Here is a 20948-nt window from a genome sequence, read left to right on the forward strand (position 1 = left end):
GCCTCTAGGTCACGACCGCACGGGTCAACCACCGTGGCCGAGTTGACAGCAAGAAGATGTAATGAGAATCATTCTCGCATGACTCGCCGAACGATGTCCCTCCTCCTTCCGCTCCTCGCCGGAGCCCTGACTGCCTGCGCCACACCGGCGTCCCCCGGAGCGGCGGCGCCGACCAGCACTCCGTCCTCACCGGCTCCGACGGCGCAGGCGCAGGGCCCGAGCCCGCGCCTCGCCGTGAGCCATGCGAGCGGGGTGGCTGTCCTCGACGCACGCACGCTGAAGGTCCTCGCCGACCTGCCGACGACGGGTTTCGTGCGGCTCAACTCCGCGGGGGACGGCCGCCACGTGCTCGTCACCTCGGGCGATGCCTGGCGCGTCCTCGACCTCGGTGCGTGGACCGAGCCGCACGGCGACCACGGTCACTCCTTCACCACGGCGCCGCGGTTCACGGGGGCGGCCTTCGCCGGCTCGCACCCGGGTCACGTCGTCGTCCACGGCGGCCGCACCGTGCTCTTCGCCGACGGCACCGGTGAGATCCAGGTGCTCGACCCGGCGAAGCTCGCGACGTCGAGCGCACCCTCGGTCGTGCGCCACCGGACGCCGGAGCCGCACCACGGCGTGGCCGTCCAGCTGCCGGACGCGACCCTCGTGCACAGCCTCGGCGACGACGAGGCGCGCACCGGCGCCGTCGCGCGCGACGTCTCCGGCCGTGAGGTGGCCCGCACCGACGCGTGCCCCGGGCTTCACGGCGAGGCCGTCGCCGCCGGCCACGCAGTCACGCTCGGCTGCGAGGACGGCATCCTCGTCTTCCGGGACGGCGCCTTCACCAAGGTGGCGAGCCCGGACGCGTACGGCCGCATCGGCAACCAGGCCGGCTCCGAGGCGTCTCCCGTCGTCCTCGGCGACTACAAGGTCGACCGTGACGCGAAGCTCGAACGCCCGACCCGCATCTCGCTCACGGACACGGCGACGGGCCGCCTGCGCCTCGTCGAGGTCGGGGCCAGCTACTCCTTCCGCAGCCTCGAGCGCGGGCCGGGCGGCGAGGCGCTCCTCCTCGGCACCGACGGGCGGCTGCGCGTCATCGACCCCGGCACCGGGCGCACGACGCGGTCGATCCCCGTCGTCCGGCCGTGGAGCGAGCCGCTCGAGTGGCAGGACCCGCGACCGGCGGTGCGGGTCGTGGGCGACCGCGCCTACGTCACCGACCCGACGGCATCCGGGCTCGTCGCGGTCGACCTGGCGAGCGGCCGCGTCGTCGGCCGCGGCACGCTCCCCGGCGTCCCCAACGAGATCGCCGGCGTCAACGGCTGACCGCTCGCCGACGCAGCGCTCCACCCATGGGTGGATGGTTGTGGCGAATGACAGACGATTGCCGCAACGATCCAGCCACGGGCGGATGGTCGTGCGGACCGCGACGGTGCCAGCAGGACGGGCCGGCTGCGTCGCGGCTGGCTCGGGCTTGCGCGCTGGTTACGATGCGATGGTGCTGGCCCCGGATGACGCCGGTCGCCCTGACCCCACCACCGACCGTGTCCAGCAGGGAGCGCGGCCGGACCGACCGGATCGACTCCCTCCGCTGGCTCATGGTCCGGTGAGGCGCTCCCGCCTGCTCGACGGCCCGGTCCCGGTGCTGGTCCTGGTCGTCGCCGCGGTCGTCGCAGGTGGGCTGCACGGCGGCTTCACGGACCTGTACGTGTACCAGCACGCGGGTCGCAGGGTGCTCGAGGGGCTGCCGGCTCTCGGGTCCAGCGACCCGGTGACCGGGCTGTCGTTCACCTACCCGCCGTTCGCCGCGTTCGTCATGGTGCCGCTGGCGCTGATGCCGGCGTGGCTCGCCGCCGCGCTCTGGACCGGGGCGTCGGTGGGCGCGCTCGCGGCGGTCGTCGTGCTCGTGCGTCGCGCACTGGACCGGCCCGCCCCGGGGTGGCTGGTCGCGCTCCTCACCGGCGGTGCGCTCGCCATGGAGCCGGTGTGGCAGAACCTCGTCTTCGGACAGGTCAACGCGTTCGTCATGGTGGCGGTGCTCGTCGACCTGCTCTTGCCGGGCCGGCGCTGGTCCGGTGTGCTGCTGGGGCTGGCGGCCGGCGTGAAGCTGACCCCCTTGGTTCTCGTCGCGCTGCTCGTGCTGGTCGGGCGGCGTGCGACTGCGGGCCGAGCGATCCTGGCCTTCGCCGGCACGGTCGCGGTCGGGTTCGTCGCGGCGCCGGGCTGGGCCACGAGGTACTGGACCGATGGCCTCGTCGACGCCGGCCGCATCGGGCCACCGGCCTTGGCCCACAACCAGTCGGTGCACGGCGCGCTGACCCGGCTGCTCGAAGGCCGACCGCCGACCCTGCTGTGGCTCGCGCTCGCGGTGCCCCTCTGCGTCGCCATCCTGCTCGTGGCGAGAGCCTGGTGGCGCCGCGGCGACCACGTGCTCGGCACGTGCCTGGCGGCGGTGGCCATGCTGGTCGCGTCGCCGATCTCGTGGTCGCACCACTGGGTGTGGGCGGTGCCGATCGCGCTGGCCCTGTGGGAGCGCAGCCGGTGGGCGGCCGCCGCGTGGACCGCGGTGTTCGTGACCCGTCCCGTGCTCTGGCCCCCCTGGGGTCGGAGTCTCGAGTACGGCTGGAGTCCGTTCGAGCACCTCGTCGGCAACGCCTACCTCCTCGCCGCCCTCGCGCTCTCGGTGTGGGCCACGGTCGCCCTCGTGTCCCGAGCCGGGCTGTCGGCTCGCCCCAGGGACATCGCGCCGGCGCCATAGCGAGGGATCGGCTACTGCCCGGTCCTGCCGTCGATGCACTCGCGCAGCAGGTCGGCGTGCCCGCAGTGCCGCGCATACTCCTCGATCATGTGGACCAGGACCTCGCGCAGGTTGATCGGGTTCCTCGGGTCGAGGCTCATGAGGTCGAGCGACTCGGCGCGGTCGACGAACGCCTCCGCGTTGGCCACCTCCTCGCGCCAGCGCTCCCACGCCTCGGCCACGACCACGTCGTCACCGACGGCGCCGTTGAAGTCGGCGTCCCTGTCGTCGGTGCGGTAGAGGTACGGCACGTCCTCGCCGGCCATGACGCGCCGGAACCAGCTCTGCTCGACGTGGGCGAGGTGGCGCACGAGCCCGAGCAACGACATCGTCGAGGGCGGCACGGAGCGCATCGCCAGCTGCTCCGCCGTCAGGCCGGAGCACTTCATCTCGAGGGTGAGGCGGTAGCTGCGGAGGTAGTCGAGAAGCGTCGCGCGCTCGTCGCCGAGGACGGCGTCCTGCGAGCGGGGGTCGTCCTCGGGGTCCACCCACATGTCGGGGTACGTCTGTCCGGCCATGCGTGCCATCGTGGTCGCGCCGCGGCCCACGCGCCATCCGGTTTCCGCCGCGACGTCACCGGGCCGCCTACGCCGAGGGCGAATCAGCCTGCAGCAGAGTTGGATCCCCAGTAGACACCCCCCCGGGCACGCTGGGTCCATGACCGACATCCTCACACCAGCACCGCTGGACGACCAGCTGTCGATGCAGCTGCTCCACCAGCGGATCATCGTCCTCGGGGCGGAGGTGGACGACCCGATCGCCAACCGGATCACTGCCCAGCTGCTCCTGCTCTCGGCGCGCGACCCACGCGCCGACATCAGCCTCTACGTCAACAGCCCGGGCGGCTCCGTCACGGCCGGGCTCGCCATCTACGACACGATGCGGGTCATCCCGAACGACGTGTCCACTCTCGCAGTGGGATTCGCGGCCTCCATGGGTCAGTTCCTGCTCGGGGCGGGCACCCCCGGCAAGCGCTTCGCCCTGCCCAACGCGCGGATCATGATGCACCAGCCGTCGGCGGGCATCCAGGGCACGGCCGCCGACGTCGAGGTGCAGGCCAACAACCTCAAGGTGGTCAAGCGTCGGGTCAACGAGCTCCAGGCGGAGCACACCGGCCAGACCGTCGAGCAGATCACGCGGGACAGCGAACGCGACCGCTGGTTCAGCGCGGAGGAGGCGGAGGCGTACGGCATCGTCGACCACGTGGTCAGCTCTCTCGCCGACGTCCGCCCGGTCGGCGTCGAGCGGAAGGTGGGTCTGCGGTGAGCAGCTACACGATCCCCTACGTCATCGAGCGGACTCCGGCCGGCGAGCGCAGCTTCGACATCTACAGCCGGTTGCTCCAGGAGCGGATCATCTTCGTGGGCACGGAGATCGACGACGGTGTGGCGAACGTCGTCATGGCGCAGCTGCTCCATCTCGCCGACGTGGCCCCCGATCGCGAGGTCTCCCTGTACGTCAACAGTCCCGGCGGCTCGTTCACGGCGCTGATGGCGATCTACGACACGATGCAGTTCGTCCAGGCGCCTGTCGCGACGTACTGCCTCGGGCAGGCCGCCTCGGCCGCGGCGGTGCTGCTCGCGGCCGGCGAGTCGGGGCGCCGCTTCGCCCTGCGCCACTCGCGCGTGCTGCTCCACCAACCCTCGGCCGGCGGGCAGGGCACGGTGAGCGACCTCGCGCTCCAGGCCGACGAGCTGCTGCGCGTGCGGTCACAGGTCGAGGAGGTGCTGAGCCGGCACACGGGACGCAGCATCGAGCAGCTGCGCCTCGACACCGACCGGGACAAGGTGCTGACCGCCGAGCAGGCCGTCGAGTTCGGCATCGTCGACCAGGTCATCGAGCGCGCGTCGGAGGCCGAGCGGCCCGAAGGCTGAGCCTGCCGATGCTCCGCTTGCGTCGGTCCGCTGTCATCCCTGACCGGTGGGACGCTGTCGAACCACCCAGGAGGCGATCTGCGACCGAGAGCGGAAGCCGAGCTTGGTCAGGATGTGCTGGGCATGGGTCTCGACGGTCCGCACGGAGATCGACAGACGAGTCGCGATCTGCCGGTTGCTCAGCCCCTCTGCGATCAGCTCTGCGGTCTCGCGCTCCCGAGCCGTGAGCGTGGTATCTGCCTCCGGCACCGGGGGCGCTGCCGGGGCCGGGTACTCGCCGAGCGCATACGCGATGCCCTCGTCGATGCTGAGCGCACGCCCGCGCTCGAACGCCGCCTCGAAGGGCGTGGTGCCGAGCTGCTCCTCCGCACTGCGCACGCAGGCCTCGTGGGACGGGTACAGGTGCTGGTACGTGCGAAGGGGGCGGCCCATGATCTCCCAGAGGCGGTCGGCCGCACCCAGCAGCGTCGCCGCACGTTCGTGGTGACCGAGGGCGGACTCCGCCCAGGCCAGGGACTCCTGCGACCAGCCGAGCCCGGTGAGGTCGCGGATGGTTCGGCGCAGGTCGATGCTCTGCTGGATCAGCGCCACGGCCCGCGGCAGATCTCCCTGTTGCATCACGAACAGACCGAACGTCCACAGCGCGTACGAACGGTGGAACGACTCGTCGGCAGGCTCGGTGATGCGCAGGAACTCGTCGTGGCACCAGGTGGCGCGTTCCGCGTCACCCAGCAGCGCGAGGGCTGACGCGTAGGACAGCAGCAGGTCGAGGCGCACGGTCAGCTCGCGACCGGGCTCGAGCAGCCCGAGACCCCTCTCGAACGCGGCCGTCGCCGCAGGGAGGTCGCTCGTGTACAAGCCGACCGACCCATCCACCCACCAGGCGAAGGCGGCGCTCCCCGCGTCGCTCACCGTGGTGAGAATGGCCCTGGCTGCCTCGAGCCGTTGCCGGCCGACGTCGAACTCCCCGTCCGCGAGGGCCAGTGAGGCGTCGGTGAGCAGGGCTCGAGCGCGGGCGGCGGACGGCGGACTCGGCTTGTCGAGCGCCCGGGAGAGCCACAGGCGCCCTTCCCGGGCCCAGCCCCGGCCCCACCAGTAGAAGTGGAAGAGGCCGGTCAGCATCCGCATCGCTGCGTCGACCTCGCCTGGCTCCGTGAGGGAGTAGTCGACGGCAGCCTGGATGTTGGCATGCTCCCGGTCCAGCCTCGCGAACCACCCGACCTGTCGTGGGCTCACCCAGTCCGCGTCGGCGCGCTCCACCAGCCGCAGGTAGGCGTCCCGGTGACCGCGGCGGAGACGGGGCAGCTCGCCGGTCTCCTGGAGCCGTTCGCGTCCGAACTCCCGGATCGTGTCCAGCATCCGGTAGCGCATCACCTCGGCGTGCCGTTCTGCGACGAGGATCGACTTGTCGATCAGGGAGGAGACCGTCTGCAGCACGTCGGCCGCGGCGAGCCCGTCGCCGGCACAGACCTCTTCCGCGGTGTCGAGCTCGAAGCCCCCGACGAACACCGAGAGACGCGCCCAGAGGAGCTGTTCCCGGGCCGAACACAGGCCGTGGCTCCACTCGATGCAGGAGCGCAGCGTCCGCTGCCGGCTCGGCGCATGGCTGCGTGGTGGGGCGCTCAACAGGTGGAGGTGGTCGGACAACCTGGCGAGCACCTCCTTCTCGGACAGCGCGCGCAGGCGTGCCGCGGCGAGCTCGATCGCCAGAGGCAGACCGTCGAGTCGTCGGCAGATCTCGGCAACCTCGAACCGGTTGCCCTCGGTGAGGTCGTAGTCGGACAGCACGGCGGTGGCCCGGTCGACGAAGAGCTGCACGGCGCCGTACTGCAGCAGGTCGCCGCTCTCGGGCTGGTCGGCGTCGGGCAGCCCCAGCGGTGGCACCGGCATGATGACCTCGCCCGAGATGCCCAGCCACTCGCGGCTCGTGGCCAGGATCCGCAGGTGCGGGCAGGCCTGGAGAAGCGCGTCGGCGAGCCCGGCGATCGCGTCGATGACGTGCTCGGAGTTGTCCAGCACGAGCAACAGCTGCCGCGAGGCCAGGTAGTCGGTCAGCATCTCGAGCGGTGCGCGACCGGCCTGCTCGCGGAGGCCGACCGAGACGGCGACCGCGTTCACGACGAGCGCCGGATCGCTCACCTGGTCCAGCTCGACCACGACCATGCCATCGGGGAACAGCCGGCGGACGGCGTTCGCCACCTCGAGCGCGAGCCGGGTCTTGCCCACGCCGCCGGGACCGGTCAGGGTCACCAGGCGCGAGGTCGAGAGCAACCGTCTGACCTCGGCCACGTCACGCCCACGGCCGACGAAGCTGCTCAGTGCCACCGAACGACCGGCGTCCAGACCCCGCAGGGCGTGCCCCATATCCGGAACACTAGTCGCCGGGCGCGCCGGTGGGTGCTGGTTCGCCGGCGGCTCAGGCCGCGAGCAGCACCTCGACCGTGGTGCCGACGCCGGCGTCGCGGGCCGGTCCGGCTAGCGTGCCCGTCGGGGCAGCCCCCTCGGCCGGCGTCGCGATGCTCGAGCCGACCCGGGACGTGAGGTCGAGGACGCGGCCGCCCGTCGCGCCGTCCGACGTGAGGTCGCGCAGCTCGCGGTGCGCGGCGCCGACGAGGCCGGTGATGCTCGACCCGAGCGCGATGCAGATCGCCTCGAGCACCTCCGACGACGGCTCCTTGAGGCCGCGCTCGACCTCGGAGAGGTAGGCGACCGAGATGCCGGCGCGGGCGGCGACCTCGGCGAGCGTGCGGCCCTGGCGGGTGCGCAGGCCGCGCAGCAGCCGGCCGTAGACCTCGCGCAGGAGCGGAAGGCGGGCGGTCGGGTGGGTCCGCGGTGCGATCTGGGTCATGGCGCTCTCCGATCTCGGGTCGTCTCCCCAGCGTCGCACGCGGCGGTCACGGACGCCCGATGCGAGCGGCGTCGGGCCGTACGCCGTGGGCGAACTCGCGTGGCGGGGGCCCCGGCAAACATGTTGACGGCGTTTACATGATCGTCGAGGCTGTCGGTGAAGGCGCCTACGCTGGTAGACGCACGCAACTCACACGCACCACTCCATCAGGGGAGCCCTCACCATGACCATCACCACCGACGCGCGCGCTGCGCGCGAACGGTCGACGGGGCCGGCCATCGAGGCCGAGCACCTCGTCAAACGATTCGGCGACATGACCGCGGTCGACGACGTCTCCTTCTCCGTTCCGCAGGGCTCGGTCCTCGGTCTGCTCGGCCCCAACGGCGCGGGCAAGACGACGACGGTCCGCATGATGACGACCTTGAGCACCCCGACGAGCGGCACGGCCCGTGTCGCCAGCCACGACGTCCGGACCGACCCGGAGGCCGTGCGCCGCAGCATGGGCCTGACCGGCCAGGCGGCGACCGTCGACGAGTTCCTCACCGGGCGCGAGAACATCCAGCTGATGGGGTCGCTCTACGGCCTCAGCAGGACGCAGATCCGGTCCGCCTCCGACGAGCTGCTCGAGCGGTTCTCACTCACGGACGCCGGCGACAAGGTCGTCAAGGAGTACTCCGGCGGCATGCGCCGCCGGCTCGACCTCGCCGTGAGCCTCATCGCCGCACCGCGCGTGCTCTTCCTCGACGAGCCGACGACCGGCCTCGACCCGCGCAGCCGCGTCGAGCTCTGGGAGGTGCTCCGCGCGCTCGTCGCCGACGGCACGACCCTGCTGCTCACGACGCAGTACCTCGAGGAGGCCGACCAGCTCGCCGACCGCATCGTCGTCATCGACCACGGTCGGATCATCGCCGAGGGTACCCCGCTCGAGCTCAAGGACCAGTCCGGCAAGGCCGCGCTCGTCGTCACGGTGTCTCACGCCGACCAGCTCGAGGCGGCGCGCGGCCTGCTCGCCTCGCACGTCCGGGAGGTCCACGTCGACGAGGGCGCCCGGCAGCTCACGGCCCCGGCCGACGGGCTCGCCGACGTGACGCGCATCGCGAGCGTCTTCGACGGCTCCGAGATCGTCCTGGACGACCTCGGTCTCAAGCGGCCCAGCCTCGACGACGTCTTCCTCCACCTCACCGGCCGACGCGCGGAGGAGGCGACCGAGGAGGTCGCCGACGAGGTCGCCGACGACACCGAGTCCGACCCGAAGGGAGACCGGCGATGAGCGACACGACAGTGCGTCAGGACGTCGCCACGGCCAGGAGCGCCCGGCTCACCATCGAGCCCCCCGGCCTGTGGAAGCAGGTGCGCACGCACGTCTGGCGCAACATCAAGCACATCCGTCGCATGCCGGAGATGCTCGCCGACGTCACGTTCCAGCCGATCATGTTCGTCGTCCTCTTCGCGTACGTCTTCGGCGGGTCCATCAACGCCGGGGTCAACTACCGCGAGTGGCTGCTGCCGGGCATCATGGCCCAGACGATGGCGTTCTCGTGCTTCGTCGTGGCCATCGGCCTGACGAACGACCTCAACAAGGGCATCATCGACCGCTTCCGGTCGCTGCCGATCTCACGCGCGTCGGTCCTCATCGGCCGGAGCATCTCGAGCCTCATCCACTCGAGCATCGGCATCGTCGTCATGGCGGTGACCGGCCTGCTCATCGGCTGGCGCATCCACAACGGCTTCGGCAAGGCCGTGCTCGGGTTCGCCCTGCTGCTCCTCTTCGGGTTCGCGATGATGTGGTTCGGCATCCTTGCGGGGTCGAGGCTCAAGTCGGCCGAGGCCGTCCAGGGCGTCATGTTCACGGCAGTATTCCCCCTGACGTTCCTGGCCGACACGTTCGCCCCGGCCGCCAACATGAGCCCCGCCTGGCTGCGCACCATCGCCGAGTGGAACCCGATCAGCTCACTGGTCCGGGCCATGCGTGAGCTGTGGGGCAACACCGTGCCGCTCGCGCCCGACTCGGCACTGCCGCTGCACCACCCGGTGCTGTCGACCGTGCTCTGGTCGGTCCTGCTCACGGCCGTCCTCGCGCCGCTGTCGATCCGCGCCTTCAACCGCCGCACGACCGACTGACCGGCGGCCTACTTCACGGAGCCGCTCATGAGGCCACCGATGAAGTACCGGCCGAGCAGGATGTAGACGAGCAGGGTCGGCAGCGACGCGAGGAGCACCCCGGCCATGATCTGCGGATAGTCGGGGTTCTGGCCGCCTGCGAGCTCGTTGAGCGCGTAGGTGACCGGTCCGGTGTTGCGGTTGGTGAGGAACAGCGCGAAGAGGAAGTCGTTCCACGCCGACGTGAACTGCCAGATCATCGTCACGACGAAGCCGGGCGCCGAGATCGGCAGGACGATCGAGCGGAAGGTCCGCAGCAGTCCCGCCCCGTCGACCTTCGCTGCCTCGAGGATCTCGGTCGGCAGCGCGGTCGCGTAGTAGTTGCGGAAGATGAGCGTGCAGATCGGGATGCCGAAGATGACGTGCACGGCGATGAGCTTGGCGATGCCGTCGAACCACGAGAAGCCAGGCGTTGCCTGGACGTCGAGGAGCATCCCCTGCAGCGGGATCATGACGGCCTGGTAGGGGATGAACATCCCGAAGAGGAAGAGCGTGAAGATCGTCGTCGCGCCCGGGAAACGCCACTTGCTGAAGACGAACCCGTTGATCGACCCGAGGAACGAGGACAGCACCGCCACCGACGTGGCGAGGATGAGCGAGCGGAAGAGCGGCGGCGACAGGGCGTCCCAGGCAGCCGTCCAGCCGCTCAGCGAGAAGACCGACGGCGGTGTCCACGCCTGGCTCGCCGTGACGTCTGCGCTGCGCTTGAAGCTCGTCACGAGGAGCACGTAGAGCGGCAGCAGGATCATCAGCAGGAAGATCACCAGCAGCGCGTAGCGCACGGTGCGTCCCGCGACGGTGCCCTCGGTGCCCGGGGCTCGGCCGGTCGAGGCGCGCGGGGGGATGACGTCGTCCGCGGTGACCGGGACAACCTCGTTCGTCGTGGCGGTCATCCGCGCGTCTCCTTCTCCGTCTTGTTCGTGTACATGAGGTAGGGCACGACGACGAGGGCGACGAGGACCAGCAGGATCGTGGCGTTGACGGCGGCCGCGGTCGGGTTGTTCTGCTGGAACATCTGGGTCCACATCATCGTCGCGGGCACGGAGGCCTTGTACGAGTTCTGACCGGCGATGGCATAGATGAGGTCGAACATCTTCATCGACATGTGGCCGATGATGATGAGCGCGGACAGGGCGATCGGCGACAGCTGCGGGAACAGGACGTGGCGGTAGATCTGCCGGTCGCTCGCGCCGTCGATCCGGGCGGCCTCGCGCTGGTCCTCGCTGATGCCGCGGAAGCCGGCGAGGAACAGCGCCATGACGTAGCCGGACAGCTGCCAGATGGCGGGTATCGCCATGGCAGCCATGGAGAACATGCTCGGCGACTGCCACCAGGCGCTCTGGAAGCGTTCGAGTCCGACCATCGCGAGCAGCTGGTTGAGGCCGACGGCCTGCTCGCCCTTGCCGGGGGAGAGCAGCCAGCGCCACACGATGCCTGCCGCGATGAACGAGATCGCCATGGGCAGCAGGTAGACCGAGCGGAACAACCCCTCGGCGTTGACGCCCTTCTCGAGCAGGACCGCCCAGAGCAGACCGAAGAACATCGTTCCGGCGACGAAGACGACGGTGAGGACGAGCAGGTTGAACAGGGCGTGCTGGTAGTCGTCGCTTCCGAGCAGCTTGGTGTAGTTCTCCAGCCCGCCGGGGTTCGTCACGCGCTTGGATGCCCGGGTGACGGTGCGGTCCACGGACGTGGAGATGTTGCGGAAGATGAGCCAGTAGACGAAGACCCCGACGAGGATGATCGACGGCACGACGAGGAGGAGTCCCGGCAGCCAGTCCTTGGTCTTGCGCATGTTGGGTCCTTGTGGAGAGCAGGGGTGGAGCTGGTTTCGAGAGCCGGACCGGGCCGTATGCCGCCGGACCGGCCCGGCGGCACACGTCCCTGTCGTCGGGGCGTCAGCCCAGGTACTTCTTCGCGGCGGCGGCGAGGTCGCTCACGAGGGTGGCGTCGTCCTTGCTCGAGTAGAACTTGCTGATCGCGGTGCTGATGTCAGCGTTCCACGCGAGCGAGACGGCCGCGCCGTGCGCGATCGAGGAGACGATCTTGTTCGTCTTGAACGCCTCCATCGCGGACTGCTGGTAGGGCGGGAAGTCGGTCGGCGGCACGTCGGTGCGGGCCGGGATCGAGCCCTTGGCCAGGTTGAAGGCCTTCTGCCCCTCGGCCGAGCCGATGAGCATGAGCCAGTCCTTGGTGCCGCCCGGGTTCTTCGCGCCCTTGGGGAGCGTGAAGGAGTCGGCGAGGAAGTCGAAGACCCCGTCGGTGCCCGGCACCGGGAAGTACTGGTAGTCGGTCTGCTCCTTCTTGCCCTTGTCGGTGAACTGCGCGACGGCCCAGTCACCCATGACGTTGTAGGCGGCCTTGCCGTCGATGACCATGTCGGTCGCGACCGGCCAGTCGTCACCGTCGGATGCCGTGTTGGCATACGTCAGCAGCTTCTTGTAGTCGGCCGCCGCGGCCTTGACCTCGGCGGAGTCCCACTTCGTGTCGCCCGTGAACAGACCGTTGTACTTGTCGACGCCCAGGTCGGCGACGAGGACGGTCTCGAACAGCTGCACCTGCGTCCACGTGCCCGAGACCGACAGCGGCGTCGAGACGCCGGAGGCCTTGACCTTGTCCATGTCGGCCATCCACGCCTTGATGTCCTTCGGGACGGCGTTGATTCCGGCCTTCTTGAGCACCGCGGTGTTGGCCCACACGACGTTGGCGCGGTGGATGTTGGACGGGACCGAGTAGATGCTTCCCTCGACGGTCAGCAGATCGAGCAGGCTCTTCGGGAAGACCGACTCGCCACCGAGCGCCGTGATGACGTCGTTGACGGGCTCGATCTGCTCCGCGTCGATGTAGTCGGCGAGCTCGGCACCGGCGTGGCCCTGGAACGAGTCCGGCGGCTGGTTGTTCTGCAGGTCGGACGCGAGCTTGGCCTTCGCGTTGGACCCGGCGCCACCGGCGACGGCGAGGTTGACGAACTTGTCGTTCGGGAACTTCTCCTTGAAGAGGGCCTCGAGCGCGTCGAGGCCCTTCTTCTCCGACCCGGCCGCCCACCACGTGAACACGCCGACGTCGCCACCGGCGCCTCCCGCGGTCGTCGCCAGCGACGAGGTCCCGCCACCGGCCGGCGCGGTGTTGTCCGACGACGACCCGCAGGCGGCGAGCGCGACGGCCGCGACCCCCGCCACCGCCAGTGTTGCAACAGACCTGTTGCGCATTGATCCTCCTTGTTGGTTCCGTCGTCCTGTCCCGGGTTTGGTGGCAGGACGCTCGGTTCTGGTGCCGGTCCCTACGGCCGGCAGTATGCTCAGTGAGCGGTGGCGCCACCCGGCGGCATGCACCGGATGACCGTGACGTCCCCCGCGACGCGGACCGCGCCCGCGGCATGGGGGAGGAGAAGGACATCGCCCCTGGCGATGTCGAGGGGCCTGCCGGGCGCGCCGGCCTCCGTCGAGAGGGTGCCGCGTCCCTCGACGACCACCGTGACGGCGAACGCTGCCTCGACCGTCACCGGCTCGGTGCCGGCCGGGCGGACGACCTGTGCCCGGAAGTACTCGCGTGCCGCGGCGGGCAGGGCCGGACCTGCGCCCTCGACGTCGGTCCACGTGCCCCGCAGCGCCTGGACGGCGTCCGGCGTGAGCGGCCCGAGGTCGACGCTCTGCAGGGCCAGGCGGCGCTCGAGGCCGAGGAACGCGTGAGCCTCCCCCAGCCCGAAACGCTCGTGCTCGAGCATGACCGACAGGTCGGTGGGCTCCTGGAGCTCGAGGACGAGGACGCCCTCGCCGATGGCGTGCGGCTGCCCGGCCGGGACGAGGATCGCGTCACCGCGGTGCACCTCGATCGGGTTGAGCGCGGCGAGCAGGCGCTCGTCCTGGGCGTCGACGAGCTCGGCGAGCTGCTCGGGGCGCAGGCCGTCGCGGAAGCCGAGCCAGACGGTGGCCCCGGGCTCGGCCTCCAGCACGATCCACGCCTCGGTCTTGCCGTTGTCGCAGTCGAGGTGAGCGGTGGCGAAGGCGCGGTCGGGGTGCGCGTGGACGGGGAGCCGCTCACCGCTGTCGAGCAGCTTCGTGAGCAGGCCGGGGGCGACACCGTGCGCTGCGACGTGGCCCTCGCCGAGCCACTGCTCCGGGTCGGCTGCGAGCACGTCGGGCAGCTCGGCCCCGTCGGTGAGCCGGCTGACCCCGCCACCGTCTTCGGCGAACAGGTGGGTCGTCGAGGCGAGCCAGTCCTCGGGGCGGTGGCCGTCGAAGTCGTCGGGCACGGCGAGCCCGCGGAACGTGAGGATCCGCTCGCCGCCGCGGTAGAACCGGTGCGGGGTGTTGAGCGGCAGACCGCTGGGCAGCGGCACGTGGGTCGTGGTCATCGAGTGGGTCCTCCCCGACGGGTTCCGGACGCCCGGACGATGAGGCGCGTGGGCATGACGACCGTCTGCGGTGGCGACTCGTCGCCGAGCAGGCGCGAGAACAGCTGCTGAGCGGCCTTCTGCCCCATGGCCGCGGGGTCCTGGTGGACGACCGTGACGGGCGGGTCGATGAGCTCCGCGAGCTCGAAGTCGTCGTAGCCGACCATGGCGATCGACGTGCGCAGGTCGCGAATGGCGAGCAGGGCCGCCAGGGTGACGCGGTTGTTGCCCGTGATGATCGCGGTCGTCGGGTCGGGGTCGCGGGTCCACTGCGCCAGCAGGTCCCGCACGGTCGTCGTCGAGTGGGGACCCATCGAGACGCGAGTCGACCCGGGCAGGCCGAGCGCGCCGTGAGTGGCGATGAACGACTCCCTGCGCTGCCGAGCGGTCCAGAAGCCGGGGTCGTCGCCGAAGAAGGCGATCTGCCGGTGACCGTGCGCGACGAGGTGCTCCACGGCGCTGCGCACGCCACCCTGGTTGTCGCTGAGGACGGTGTCCTTGTGGGCGCCACGCACCGGCCGGTCCATGTAGACGATCGGGATGCCGCTCGCCTCCACGCCGGGGTCCGCCGACGGCGTCTCGCCGGCGGGCACGACGACGATGCCGTCGACCCGCCGCGCGATGAGGGCCTCGAGGACCGCCCGCTCGCGGGTCGGTGACCCCTCGGCGGATGCCGTGATGAGCTGGTGCTGGCGGATCCGGGCCTCGCGCTCGACGGCGGCGCTCACCTGCGAGTAGAAGGGGTTGGCGAGGTCCTCGACCACGAGGGCGATGGTGAAGGTCCTGCCCTGGCGCATGAGTCTGGCGCCGTCGTGGCGGCGAAAGCCGAGACGCTCGATGACCGCCCGGACCCGTTCGGCCGTGTCGGGTCGGACGCCGGGCTCGTGGTTGACCACGCGCGAGACGGTCTTGACCGAGACATGTGCCTCGGCGGCGACGTCGGCCATGGTCGGGCGGGTGGCTGTCCGCTGGTCAGACAACGCTGTCATGCTCGCAATCTGACCAGTGAGCGCCGGAAATGGCAACGCGTCGGGCGAGACCGGTGCCGTTGCCGGGCTGTTCTGTCCGATCTGATGTCCTGACCGGACAGGATCCCTGCGCACTGTTGACGCCCTTTGTCGACGGGACGAGTCTCGGCCGGGTCGGACCCGGCTCGGGGTCGCCGGCTCCGACCTCCCATCCACACCCACTCGCACCAACTGAAACGGCTCAACGACGAGCACGGAGGAACCCATGTCCAAGAGATCCGGGATCCGCAGAGGCGTCATCGCCCTCGCAGTCCTGGCCACGTCGACCGCGGGAGTGGTCGCCGGTCCATCACAGGCAGATGCCGCCCACGGCGCCGCCGTGGCACCGCTCGCAGCGCCCACCGCGGAGGCAGCGGGCGAGTTCTCGACGTCGTTCGAGACGGGCCAGCCACAGCCCGCGCTGTCGACGGTCGAGTCGGGCCCGTCCGGTCCCCGCCAGCAGAACGTCAGCGGCCGGACGAGCAGCAACGGCAGCCTCCTCGAGTCGGTCGTGGGCGTCACCGCGAGCGCCGAGAACGCCCCCGGTGAGGTCGCGGCGAACCTCGCCGACGCCAACCCCGACACGAAGTGGCTCGCCTTCGCCGGGGCCGGGTGGGTCCGCTACCAGCTGTCGGCACCCGCGAAGGTCGTCACGTACACGCTCACGTCGGCCAACGACGCGGCCGAGCGTGACCCGAAGAACTTCACCCTGCAGGGCTCGATCGACGGCACGACGTGGACCGACCTCGACACCAGGTCGGACATCGACTTCCCGGCGCGTTTCGCCAAGCGGTCCTTCGACGTGGCGACGCCCGGCACGTACACCTACTACCGGCTCGACGTCACGGCCGTGCACTCGGGCGGCATCGTGCAGCTCGCCGACTGGGACATCTCCGACGGGTCGACCGGCACCGGGCCGGCGACGCCGATGGTCTCGAACGTCGGCTCGGGCCCGATCTCGGGCTTCAACATCAAGCCGCTCGCCGGCTGGACCGGCGTCAAGGCGCTGCGCTACTCGGGCGGTCACACGGCCGACGGACGTGGCTACGCCTGGAACCGGCTCTTCGACGTCGACCTGCCCGTGACGTCGGCGACCGAGCTGCGGTACAAGATCTTCCCCGACATGGTCGCTGGCGACCTGCGCTACCCGTCGACGTATGCCGCGGTCGACCTCCACTTCACCGACGGCACCTACCTGTCCGACCTGAAACCGCGTGACGCGCATGGCGTCTCGGGCAGCCCCAACGGACAGGGCGCCGGCAAGATCCTCTACGCGAGCCAGTGGAACGACGTGAAGCTCGCCGTGGGCCGGGTCGCTGCGGGCAAGACCGTCGACCGCATCCTCGTCGGTTACGACAACAGCACTGCGACGTCCGACACTCGCTTCGGCGGCTGGATCGACGACCTCTCCGTCGAGGCCACGCCGGCCACGGTCGACGCCTCGGACCTGACGAACTTCGTCGACACCCGCCGCGGCACGAACGCGTCCGGGTCGTTCTCGCGAGGGAACAACCTGCCGATCAGCGCGCTCCCCAACGGCTTCACGTTCTTCACCCCGGTGACGGACGCCAACTCGCAGTCGTGGGAGTACTACTACCAGTCGGCGAACAACGCGGCGAACCTGCCTCTCCTGCAAGGACTTGCGATCTCGCACGAGCCGAGCCCGTGGATGGGTGACCGCAACCAGCTCTCGGTCATGCCGTCGATGGCGACCGGCACGCCGACCGGCAGCGCCACCGGACGTGCCCTCGCGTTCGACCACCGCACCGAGGTGGCCCGGCCCGACTACTACAAGGCAGTGCTCGCAGGCGGTCTCACCGCCGAGATGACGCCGGCCGACCACGGCGGTGTCTACCGGTTCACGTTCCCGGCTGCGACGTCGGCAGGGCACCTCGTGCTCGACACCGTCGACAACAACGGGACGTTCACCGTCGACGCCGCCACCGGGACACTGACGGGCTGGGTCGACAACGGCAGCGGCCTGTCCGCCGGCCGGAGCCGGATGTTCGTCTACGGCACGTTCGACCGCGCAGCGACCGGCACCGGCACCGCGCCGAACGGCCACACCGGCACCCGGTACGCGACGTTCGACACGAGCAGCAACAAGACGGTCGTTCTCAAGCTCGCCACGTCGTTCATCTCGCTCGACCAGGCCAGGCGCAACCACGCGCTCGAGCTGGCCGCGCGGGACTTCGACGCCGTGCATGCCGCCGCGAAGACGTCGTGGAACGCCCGGCTCGGCGTCGTCGAGGCGAGGACCAACGCCGACACGAACTCCGACGAGCAGCGCACGACGCTCTACTCGAACCTCTACCGGCTCAACCTCTACCCGAACAGCCAGTTCGAGAACACAGGCACGGCCCAGGCGCCGAAGTACCAGTACGCGAGCCCCGTTGCGGCCAAGTCGGGATCGGCCACCGCGACGACGACGAACGCCGCGGTCAAGGACGGCAAGATCTACGTCAACAACGGCTTCTGGGACACGTACCGCACGGTGTGGCCGGCGTACAGCCTGCTCTACCCGGAGGTCGCGGCCGAGATCGCCGACGGCTTCGTCCAGCAGTACCGGGACGGCGGCTGGGTCGCCCGGTGGAGCTCACCGGGCTACGCGGACCTCATGACCGGCACGAGCTCCGACGTCGCCTTCGCCGACGCGTACGTCAAGGGGGTCAAGCTGCCCGACCCGCTCGGCACCTACGACGCGGCACTCAGGAATGCGACGGTGCTCCCCACGTCGAGCGCGGTCGGACGCAAGGGCCTCGACACGTCCATCTTCCTCGGCTACACGAGCACCAGCACGGGCGAGAGCATCTCGTGGGGTCTCGAGGGGCTGATCAACGACTACGGCATCGCGAACATGGCCGCCGCCCTCGCCAAGGACCCGGCCACGCCGGCCGCCCGGAGGGCGCAGCTGCAGGAGGAGTCGCAGTACTTCCTCGAGCGGTCGACGCACTACGGCAACGTCTTCAACCCCAAGGTCGGCTTCTTCCAGGGCCGCGGCGCCGACGGCAGCTTCCCGTCGGCCTTCGACCCCGAGGCCTGGGGCGGTGACTTCACCGAGACGAACGGCTGGAACTTCGCCTTCCACGCGCCGCACGACGGCAACGGCCTGGCCAACCTCTACGGCGGCCGTGAGGCCCTGGCCAAGAAGCTCGACACGTTCTTCGCCACCCCGGAGACGGCGACGAAGCCGGGCGGCTACGGCGGCACGATCCACGAGATGCTCGAGGCCCGTGACGTCCGGATGGGCCAGCTGGGGCAGAGCAACCAGGTCTCGCACCACATCGCGTACATGTACGACTGGACCGGCCAGCAGTGGAAGACGGCCGAGAAGGTCCGCGAGATCATGCGCCGGCTCTACGTCGGCAACGGCACGGCCCAGGGCTACCCGGGCGACGAGGACAACGGAGAGATGTCGGCGTGGTACGTCCTGTCCGCGCTCGGCTTCTACCCGCTCCAGGTCGGCTCGTCGCAGTGGGCCGTCGGCTCGCCGAAGTTCGAGCAGGTCACGGTGCACCGCACACAGGGCGACCTCGTCGTCAACGCGCCGGGCAACTCCGAGCAGAACCTCTACGTCCAGGGCGTCACCGTCAACGGCACGAAGGTGAAGAGCGTGTCGATCGACCAGTCGCAGATCGCGGGTGCGACGCGGGTCGACTTCGCGATGGGTGCCAAGCCCTCCGACTACGGGGTGCGTGCTCAGGACGCCCCGCCGTCGGTGACGCAGGGCACCGAGGCCCCGAAGCCGCTCAAGGACGCCACCGGCCCCGGCCGTGGCACCGCGACGGCGACCGGTCTCGCCTCGGGCGCCGACGCGAAGGCGCTGTTCGACAACACCTCGCGCACCTCGGCGGCGTTCGGCTCGGCCACACCGACCGTGTCCTTCGCCCTTGCCGGCGTCGGCCAGCGGGCGACGTGGTACACCGTGACATCGGGTCCGCAGTCGGGCGACCCGTCCGCGTGGCGGCTCGAGGGCTCGCGCGACGGTGGGGTGAGCTGGGCGGTGCTCGACACCAGGTCGAACCAGGCGTTCCCGTGGCGCGTCCAGACGCGTCCGTTCAAGGTCGCCGCCCCGGAGACGTACACGGCATACCGTCTCGTCGTCACGGCGACGGCGGGGGCGGCCGCACCGAACCTGTCGGAGATCGAGCTGCTCACCGATGGCTCGTTCGCCCAGAACACGCAGGTCAAGGTGTCGGCGGCGGCCCCGTTCGAGGTCGTCGAGGACACGCCGTGGTCGGGCACGGTCGGCGAGTTCTCCGGAGGCGTCGGCGGCAAGCCGGTCGACGCGACGGCCACGATCGCGTGGGGTGACGGCACGACGTCGTCCGGCACGATCGAGGCGGGCGACCTCGGGTCGTACACGATCAGGGCCAGCCACACGTGGCAGACGCCCGGCTACTACCAGCCGAAGGTCACTGTGACGTCGGGTTCGACGTCGGCGAGCGACCTCGGCGGGGTGACCGTGCACACCGCGGCGGTGCCGTCGTATGCCGCCGGGTTCGACTCGGTCTGCATCGGCAACGTCGGCGACGTGGTGCCGTGTGACGGCGACCGGGCGGGCCTGTCCCGGGAGGCGATCACCGCCGCGGGCGGCGTCCCGGGCAAGCTCGTCACCATCCCGGGCACCGACCTGCGGTACTCGATCCCGGCCATCCCGGCGGGGGAGAAGGACAACGCGACCGGTGCCGGCCAGACGCTCGACGTGTCCCTGGCCCCGGGCGCGACGAAGCTCTCGCTCATCGGCACGGCGACGCAGAAGGACCAGGACACCGTCGGGACCGTGAGGTTCAGTGACGGCACGAGCGCCAGCTACCCGATCCAGTACGGCGACTGGTGCGGTCCGGCCAAGTTCGGCAACGTCGTCGCCCTCGAGACGGGCTACCGTCTCAACGGCACCGGCACGGACAGCTGCCACGCGAAGCTCTTCGCGACGGCCCCGCTGACCATCCCCGCCGGCAAGACCGTCACGGGGATCACCCTGCCGACCCAGACCGGCGACCCCGGCACGGCCGGCCGGATCCACGTGTTCGCGGTGGCCGACAACGGTGCCGCGCTCACCGTCGAGCCAGGTCCAGACACCACGACGACCGCAGGGACCGCGACCACCGTCGCGCTCGGCGCGGTGTCGGGTGGGGTTCCGGTCCCCGGTGACCAGGGCTACCGCGCCCGGGTCCAGTGGGGCGACGGGACGGTGACCGAGGACGCGACCGTCTCGGCCATCGGTCCCGACGGCACGGCCACGATCCGCGGTAGCCACACGTGGGCCGCCGCGGGCACCTACACGGTGCGGGTCCTGGCGTCCGACTCGCGCTCCGACGTGCTCGGCACGGTGACGGTGACCGTGCAGTAGCCAGGAGAGTGCCGCGGTGCGGGGACACACGTCCCCGCACCGCGGTCTGGCAGGTCAGGCGAGGTTGTGGTCGAAGTCCAGGTGGTGGCTGCCGTCGGGGTCGATGTACAGCCGCACCGTGCCCTCGATCCCCTCGAGCTCGGCCGTGCCGCTGCCCGGCACGATGAGGCCGTAGTCGTGGGCACGGTCGGCGCCGCTCGTCGAGGCCGCGTGGACGAAGTTGAAGGCCCCGCGGCGCCCGGCGACGGTGCCCTCGAAGGACTCCATGGCGACGTACGTGCCGATGCCGGTCTCCTGGTCGAAGGCCGACGTGAACTGGGTGACGCTACGTCCCTCGACGTCTCCGGTGTACGCCTTGCGCAGCCGCAGGTGGCCGGTCGGCAGGGCCGTGGTGATGTCGGGGGTGTAGTCGGTGACGTCGAAGTCGGACGTCGTGAAGGTCGAGGTGCTCAGCATGAACGTGACGTTACCCACCTGAATCACGTTGGGATAGAACGTTTCCGACGGCTGCTGGGACCGCGGGCGCGTGAC

At 70.5% G+C, this 20948-nt stretch carries 16 protein-coding genes; 7 read left to right on the plus strand and 9 right to left on the minus strand.

What is annotated here, in order from left to right:
* Nucleotides 1-78: 78 nt before the first annotated feature.
* Nucleotides 79-1311: a zinc metallochaperone AztD gene (aztD, locus tag ACFQU3_RS17150; protein WP_385911939.1), complete on the plus strand. Its 1233-nt coding sequence runs from the start codon at nucleotides 79-81 to the stop codon at nucleotides 1309-1311.
* A gap of 280 nt (nucleotides 1312-1591) precedes the next feature.
* Nucleotides 1592-2743, plus strand: a complete 1152-nt coding sequence (locus tag ACFQU3_RS17155; protein ID WP_385911941.1) for a glycosyltransferase 87 family protein — start codon at nucleotides 1592-1594, stop codon at nucleotides 2741-2743.
* A gap of 11 nt (nucleotides 2744-2754) precedes the next feature.
* Here the strand turns inward: ACFQU3_RS17155 and ACFQU3_RS17160 are convergent, their stop codons facing one another.
* Nucleotides 2755-3300, minus strand: coding sequence for a DinB family protein (locus ACFQU3_RS17160; RefSeq protein ID WP_385911943.1), 546 nt, complete (start codon nucleotides 3298-3300; stop codon nucleotides 2755-2757).
* 139 nt (nucleotides 3301-3439) lie between these two features.
* On the opposite strand from ACFQU3_RS17160, the gene ACFQU3_RS17165 reads away from it, so the two are divergent.
* Nucleotides 3440-4048 (plus strand): ATP-dependent Clp protease proteolytic subunit, encoded by a 609-nt coding sequence (locus ACFQU3_RS17165; RefSeq protein WP_385911945.1) that lies wholly within the window; start codon nucleotides 3440-3442, stop codon nucleotides 4046-4048.
* Complete coding sequence (locus ACFQU3_RS17170; RefSeq protein WP_385911947.1) at nucleotides 4045-4656, plus strand: ClpP family protease; 612 nt, start codon at nucleotides 4045-4047, stop codon at nucleotides 4654-4656. The genes ACFQU3_RS17165 and ACFQU3_RS17170 overlap by 4 nt, the downstream gene beginning before the upstream one ends.
* A gap of 33 nt (nucleotides 4657-4689) precedes the next feature.
* On the opposite strand, the gene ACFQU3_RS17175 is transcribed toward ACFQU3_RS17170, so the two are convergent.
* Nucleotides 4690-6981: an ATP-binding protein gene (locus ACFQU3_RS17175; RefSeq protein ID WP_385911949.1), complete on the minus strand. Its 2292-nt coding sequence runs from the start codon at nucleotides 6979-6981 to the stop codon at nucleotides 4690-4692.
* A 91-nt stretch (nucleotides 6982-7072) separates the two neighbouring features.
* Nucleotides 7073-7504, minus strand: a complete 432-nt coding sequence (locus tag ACFQU3_RS17180; RefSeq protein WP_385911950.1) for a helix-turn-helix domain-containing protein — start codon at nucleotides 7502-7504, stop codon at nucleotides 7073-7075.
* A 223-nt stretch (nucleotides 7505-7727) separates the two neighbouring features.
* On the opposite strand from ACFQU3_RS17180, the gene ACFQU3_RS17185 reads away from it, so the two are divergent.
* Nucleotides 7728-8774 (plus strand): ATP-binding cassette domain-containing protein, encoded by a 1047-nt coding sequence (locus ACFQU3_RS17185; RefSeq protein ID WP_385911952.1) that lies wholly within the window; start codon nucleotides 7728-7730, stop codon nucleotides 8772-8774.
* Complete coding sequence (locus ACFQU3_RS17190; RefSeq protein WP_385911954.1) at nucleotides 8771-9625, plus strand: ABC transporter permease; 855 nt, start codon at nucleotides 8771-8773, stop codon at nucleotides 9623-9625. The genes ACFQU3_RS17185 and ACFQU3_RS17190 overlap by 4 nt, the downstream gene beginning before the upstream one ends.
* 8 nt (nucleotides 9626-9633) lie before the next feature.
* On the opposite strand, the gene ACFQU3_RS17195 is transcribed toward ACFQU3_RS17190, so the two are convergent.
* The 5 genes from ACFQU3_RS17195 to ACFQU3_RS17215 form a co-directional block, all read right to left on the minus strand.
* The gene (locus ACFQU3_RS17195) at nucleotides 9634-10557 is read right to left on the minus strand and encodes a carbohydrate ABC transporter permease (protein WP_385911956.1); all 924 of its coding nucleotides are present in this window, start codon (nucleotides 10555-10557) and stop codon (nucleotides 9634-9636) included.
* Nucleotides 10554-11459, minus strand: a complete 906-nt coding sequence (locus ACFQU3_RS17200; protein WP_385911958.1) for a carbohydrate ABC transporter permease — start codon at nucleotides 11457-11459, stop codon at nucleotides 10554-10556. The genes ACFQU3_RS17195 and ACFQU3_RS17200 overlap by 4 nt, the downstream gene beginning before the upstream one ends.
* 103 nt (nucleotides 11460-11562) lie before the next feature.
* Nucleotides 11563-12873, minus strand: a complete 1311-nt coding sequence (locus ACFQU3_RS17205; protein ID WP_385911960.1) for an ABC transporter substrate-binding protein — start codon at nucleotides 12871-12873, stop codon at nucleotides 11563-11565.
* A gap of 89 nt (nucleotides 12874-12962) precedes the next feature.
* Nucleotides 12963-14018, minus strand: coding sequence for a class I mannose-6-phosphate isomerase (locus ACFQU3_RS17210; RefSeq protein WP_385911962.1), 1056 nt, complete (start codon nucleotides 14016-14018; stop codon nucleotides 12963-12965).
* The gene (locus ACFQU3_RS17215) at nucleotides 14015-15046 is read right to left on the minus strand and encodes a LacI family DNA-binding transcriptional regulator (protein WP_385911964.1); all 1032 of its coding nucleotides are present in this window, start codon (nucleotides 15044-15046) and stop codon (nucleotides 14015-14017) included. The genes ACFQU3_RS17210 and ACFQU3_RS17215 overlap by 4 nt, the downstream gene beginning before the upstream one ends.
* Before the next feature lie 244 nt (nucleotides 15047-15290).
* On the opposite strand from ACFQU3_RS17215, the gene ACFQU3_RS17220 reads away from it, so the two are divergent.
* A complete protein-coding gene (locus ACFQU3_RS17220) occupies nucleotides 15291-20417 on the plus strand; it encodes a GH92 family glycosyl hydrolase (RefSeq protein ID WP_385911966.1) in 5127 nt (1708 codons plus the stop codon).
* Between the two features lie 54 nt (nucleotides 20418-20471).
* Here the strand turns inward: ACFQU3_RS17220 and ACFQU3_RS17225 are convergent, their stop codons facing one another.
* Complete coding sequence (locus ACFQU3_RS17225) at nucleotides 20472-20873, minus strand: DUF3224 domain-containing protein (RefSeq protein WP_385911967.1); 402 nt, start codon at nucleotides 20871-20873, stop codon at nucleotides 20472-20474.
* Nucleotides 20874-20948: the final 75 nt, after the last annotated feature.

The organism is Terrabacter sp. GCM10028922, from assembly GCF_042666095.1.
Classification (GTDB): Bacteria; Actinomycetota; Actinomycetes; order Actinomycetales; family Dermatophilaceae; genus Terrabacter.

Bases quoted from the DNA above. Each gene is read 5' to 3' on its own strand.
- ACFQU3_RS17195 (WP_385911956.1), bottom strand. From the start codon at position 10,557: ATGACCGCCACGACGAACGAGGTTGTCCCGGTCACCGCGGACGACGTC.
- ACFQU3_RS17215 (WP_385911964.1), bottom strand. From the start codon at position 15,046: ATGACAGCGTTGTCTGACCAGCGGACAGCCACCCGCCCGACCATGGCC.
- ACFQU3_RS17190 (WP_385911954.1), top strand. From the start codon at position 8,771: ATGAGCGACACGACAGTGCGTCAGGACGTCGCCACGGCCAGGAGCGCC.
- ACFQU3_RS17180 (WP_385911950.1), bottom strand. From the start codon at position 7,504: ATGACCCAGATCGCACCGCGGACCCACCCGACCGCCCGCCTTCCGCTC.
- ACFQU3_RS17160 (WP_385911943.1), bottom strand. From the start codon at position 3,300: ATGGCCGGACAGACGTACCCCGACATGTGGGTGGACCCCGAGGACGAC.
- ACFQU3_RS17200 (WP_385911958.1), bottom strand. From the start codon at position 11,459: ATGCGCAAGACCAAGGACTGGCTGCCGGGACTCCTCCTCGTCGTGCCG.
- ACFQU3_RS17185 (WP_385911952.1), top strand. From the start codon at position 7,728: ATGACCATCACCACCGACGCGCGCGCTGCGCGCGAACGGTCGACGGGG.
- aztD (WP_385911939.1), top strand. From the start codon at position 79: ATGACTCGCCGAACGATGTCCCTCCTCCTTCCGCTCCTCGCCGGAGCC.
- ACFQU3_RS17165 (WP_385911945.1), top strand. From the start codon at position 3,440: ATGACCGACATCCTCACACCAGCACCGCTGGACGACCAGCTGTCGATG.
- ACFQU3_RS17210 (WP_385911962.1), bottom strand. From the start codon at position 14,018: ATGACCACGACCCACGTGCCGCTGCCCAGCGGTCTGCCGCTCAACACC.
- ACFQU3_RS17220 (WP_385911966.1), top strand. From the start codon at position 15,291: ATGTCCAAGAGATCCGGGATCCGCAGAGGCGTCATCGCCCTCGCAGTC.
- ACFQU3_RS17225 (WP_385911967.1), bottom strand. From the start codon at position 20,873: ATGCTGAGCACCTCGACCTTCACGACGTCCGACTTCGACGTCACCGAC.
- ACFQU3_RS17205 (WP_385911960.1), bottom strand. From the start codon at position 12,873: ATGCGCAACAGGTCTGTTGCAACACTGGCGGTGGCGGGGGTCGCGGCC.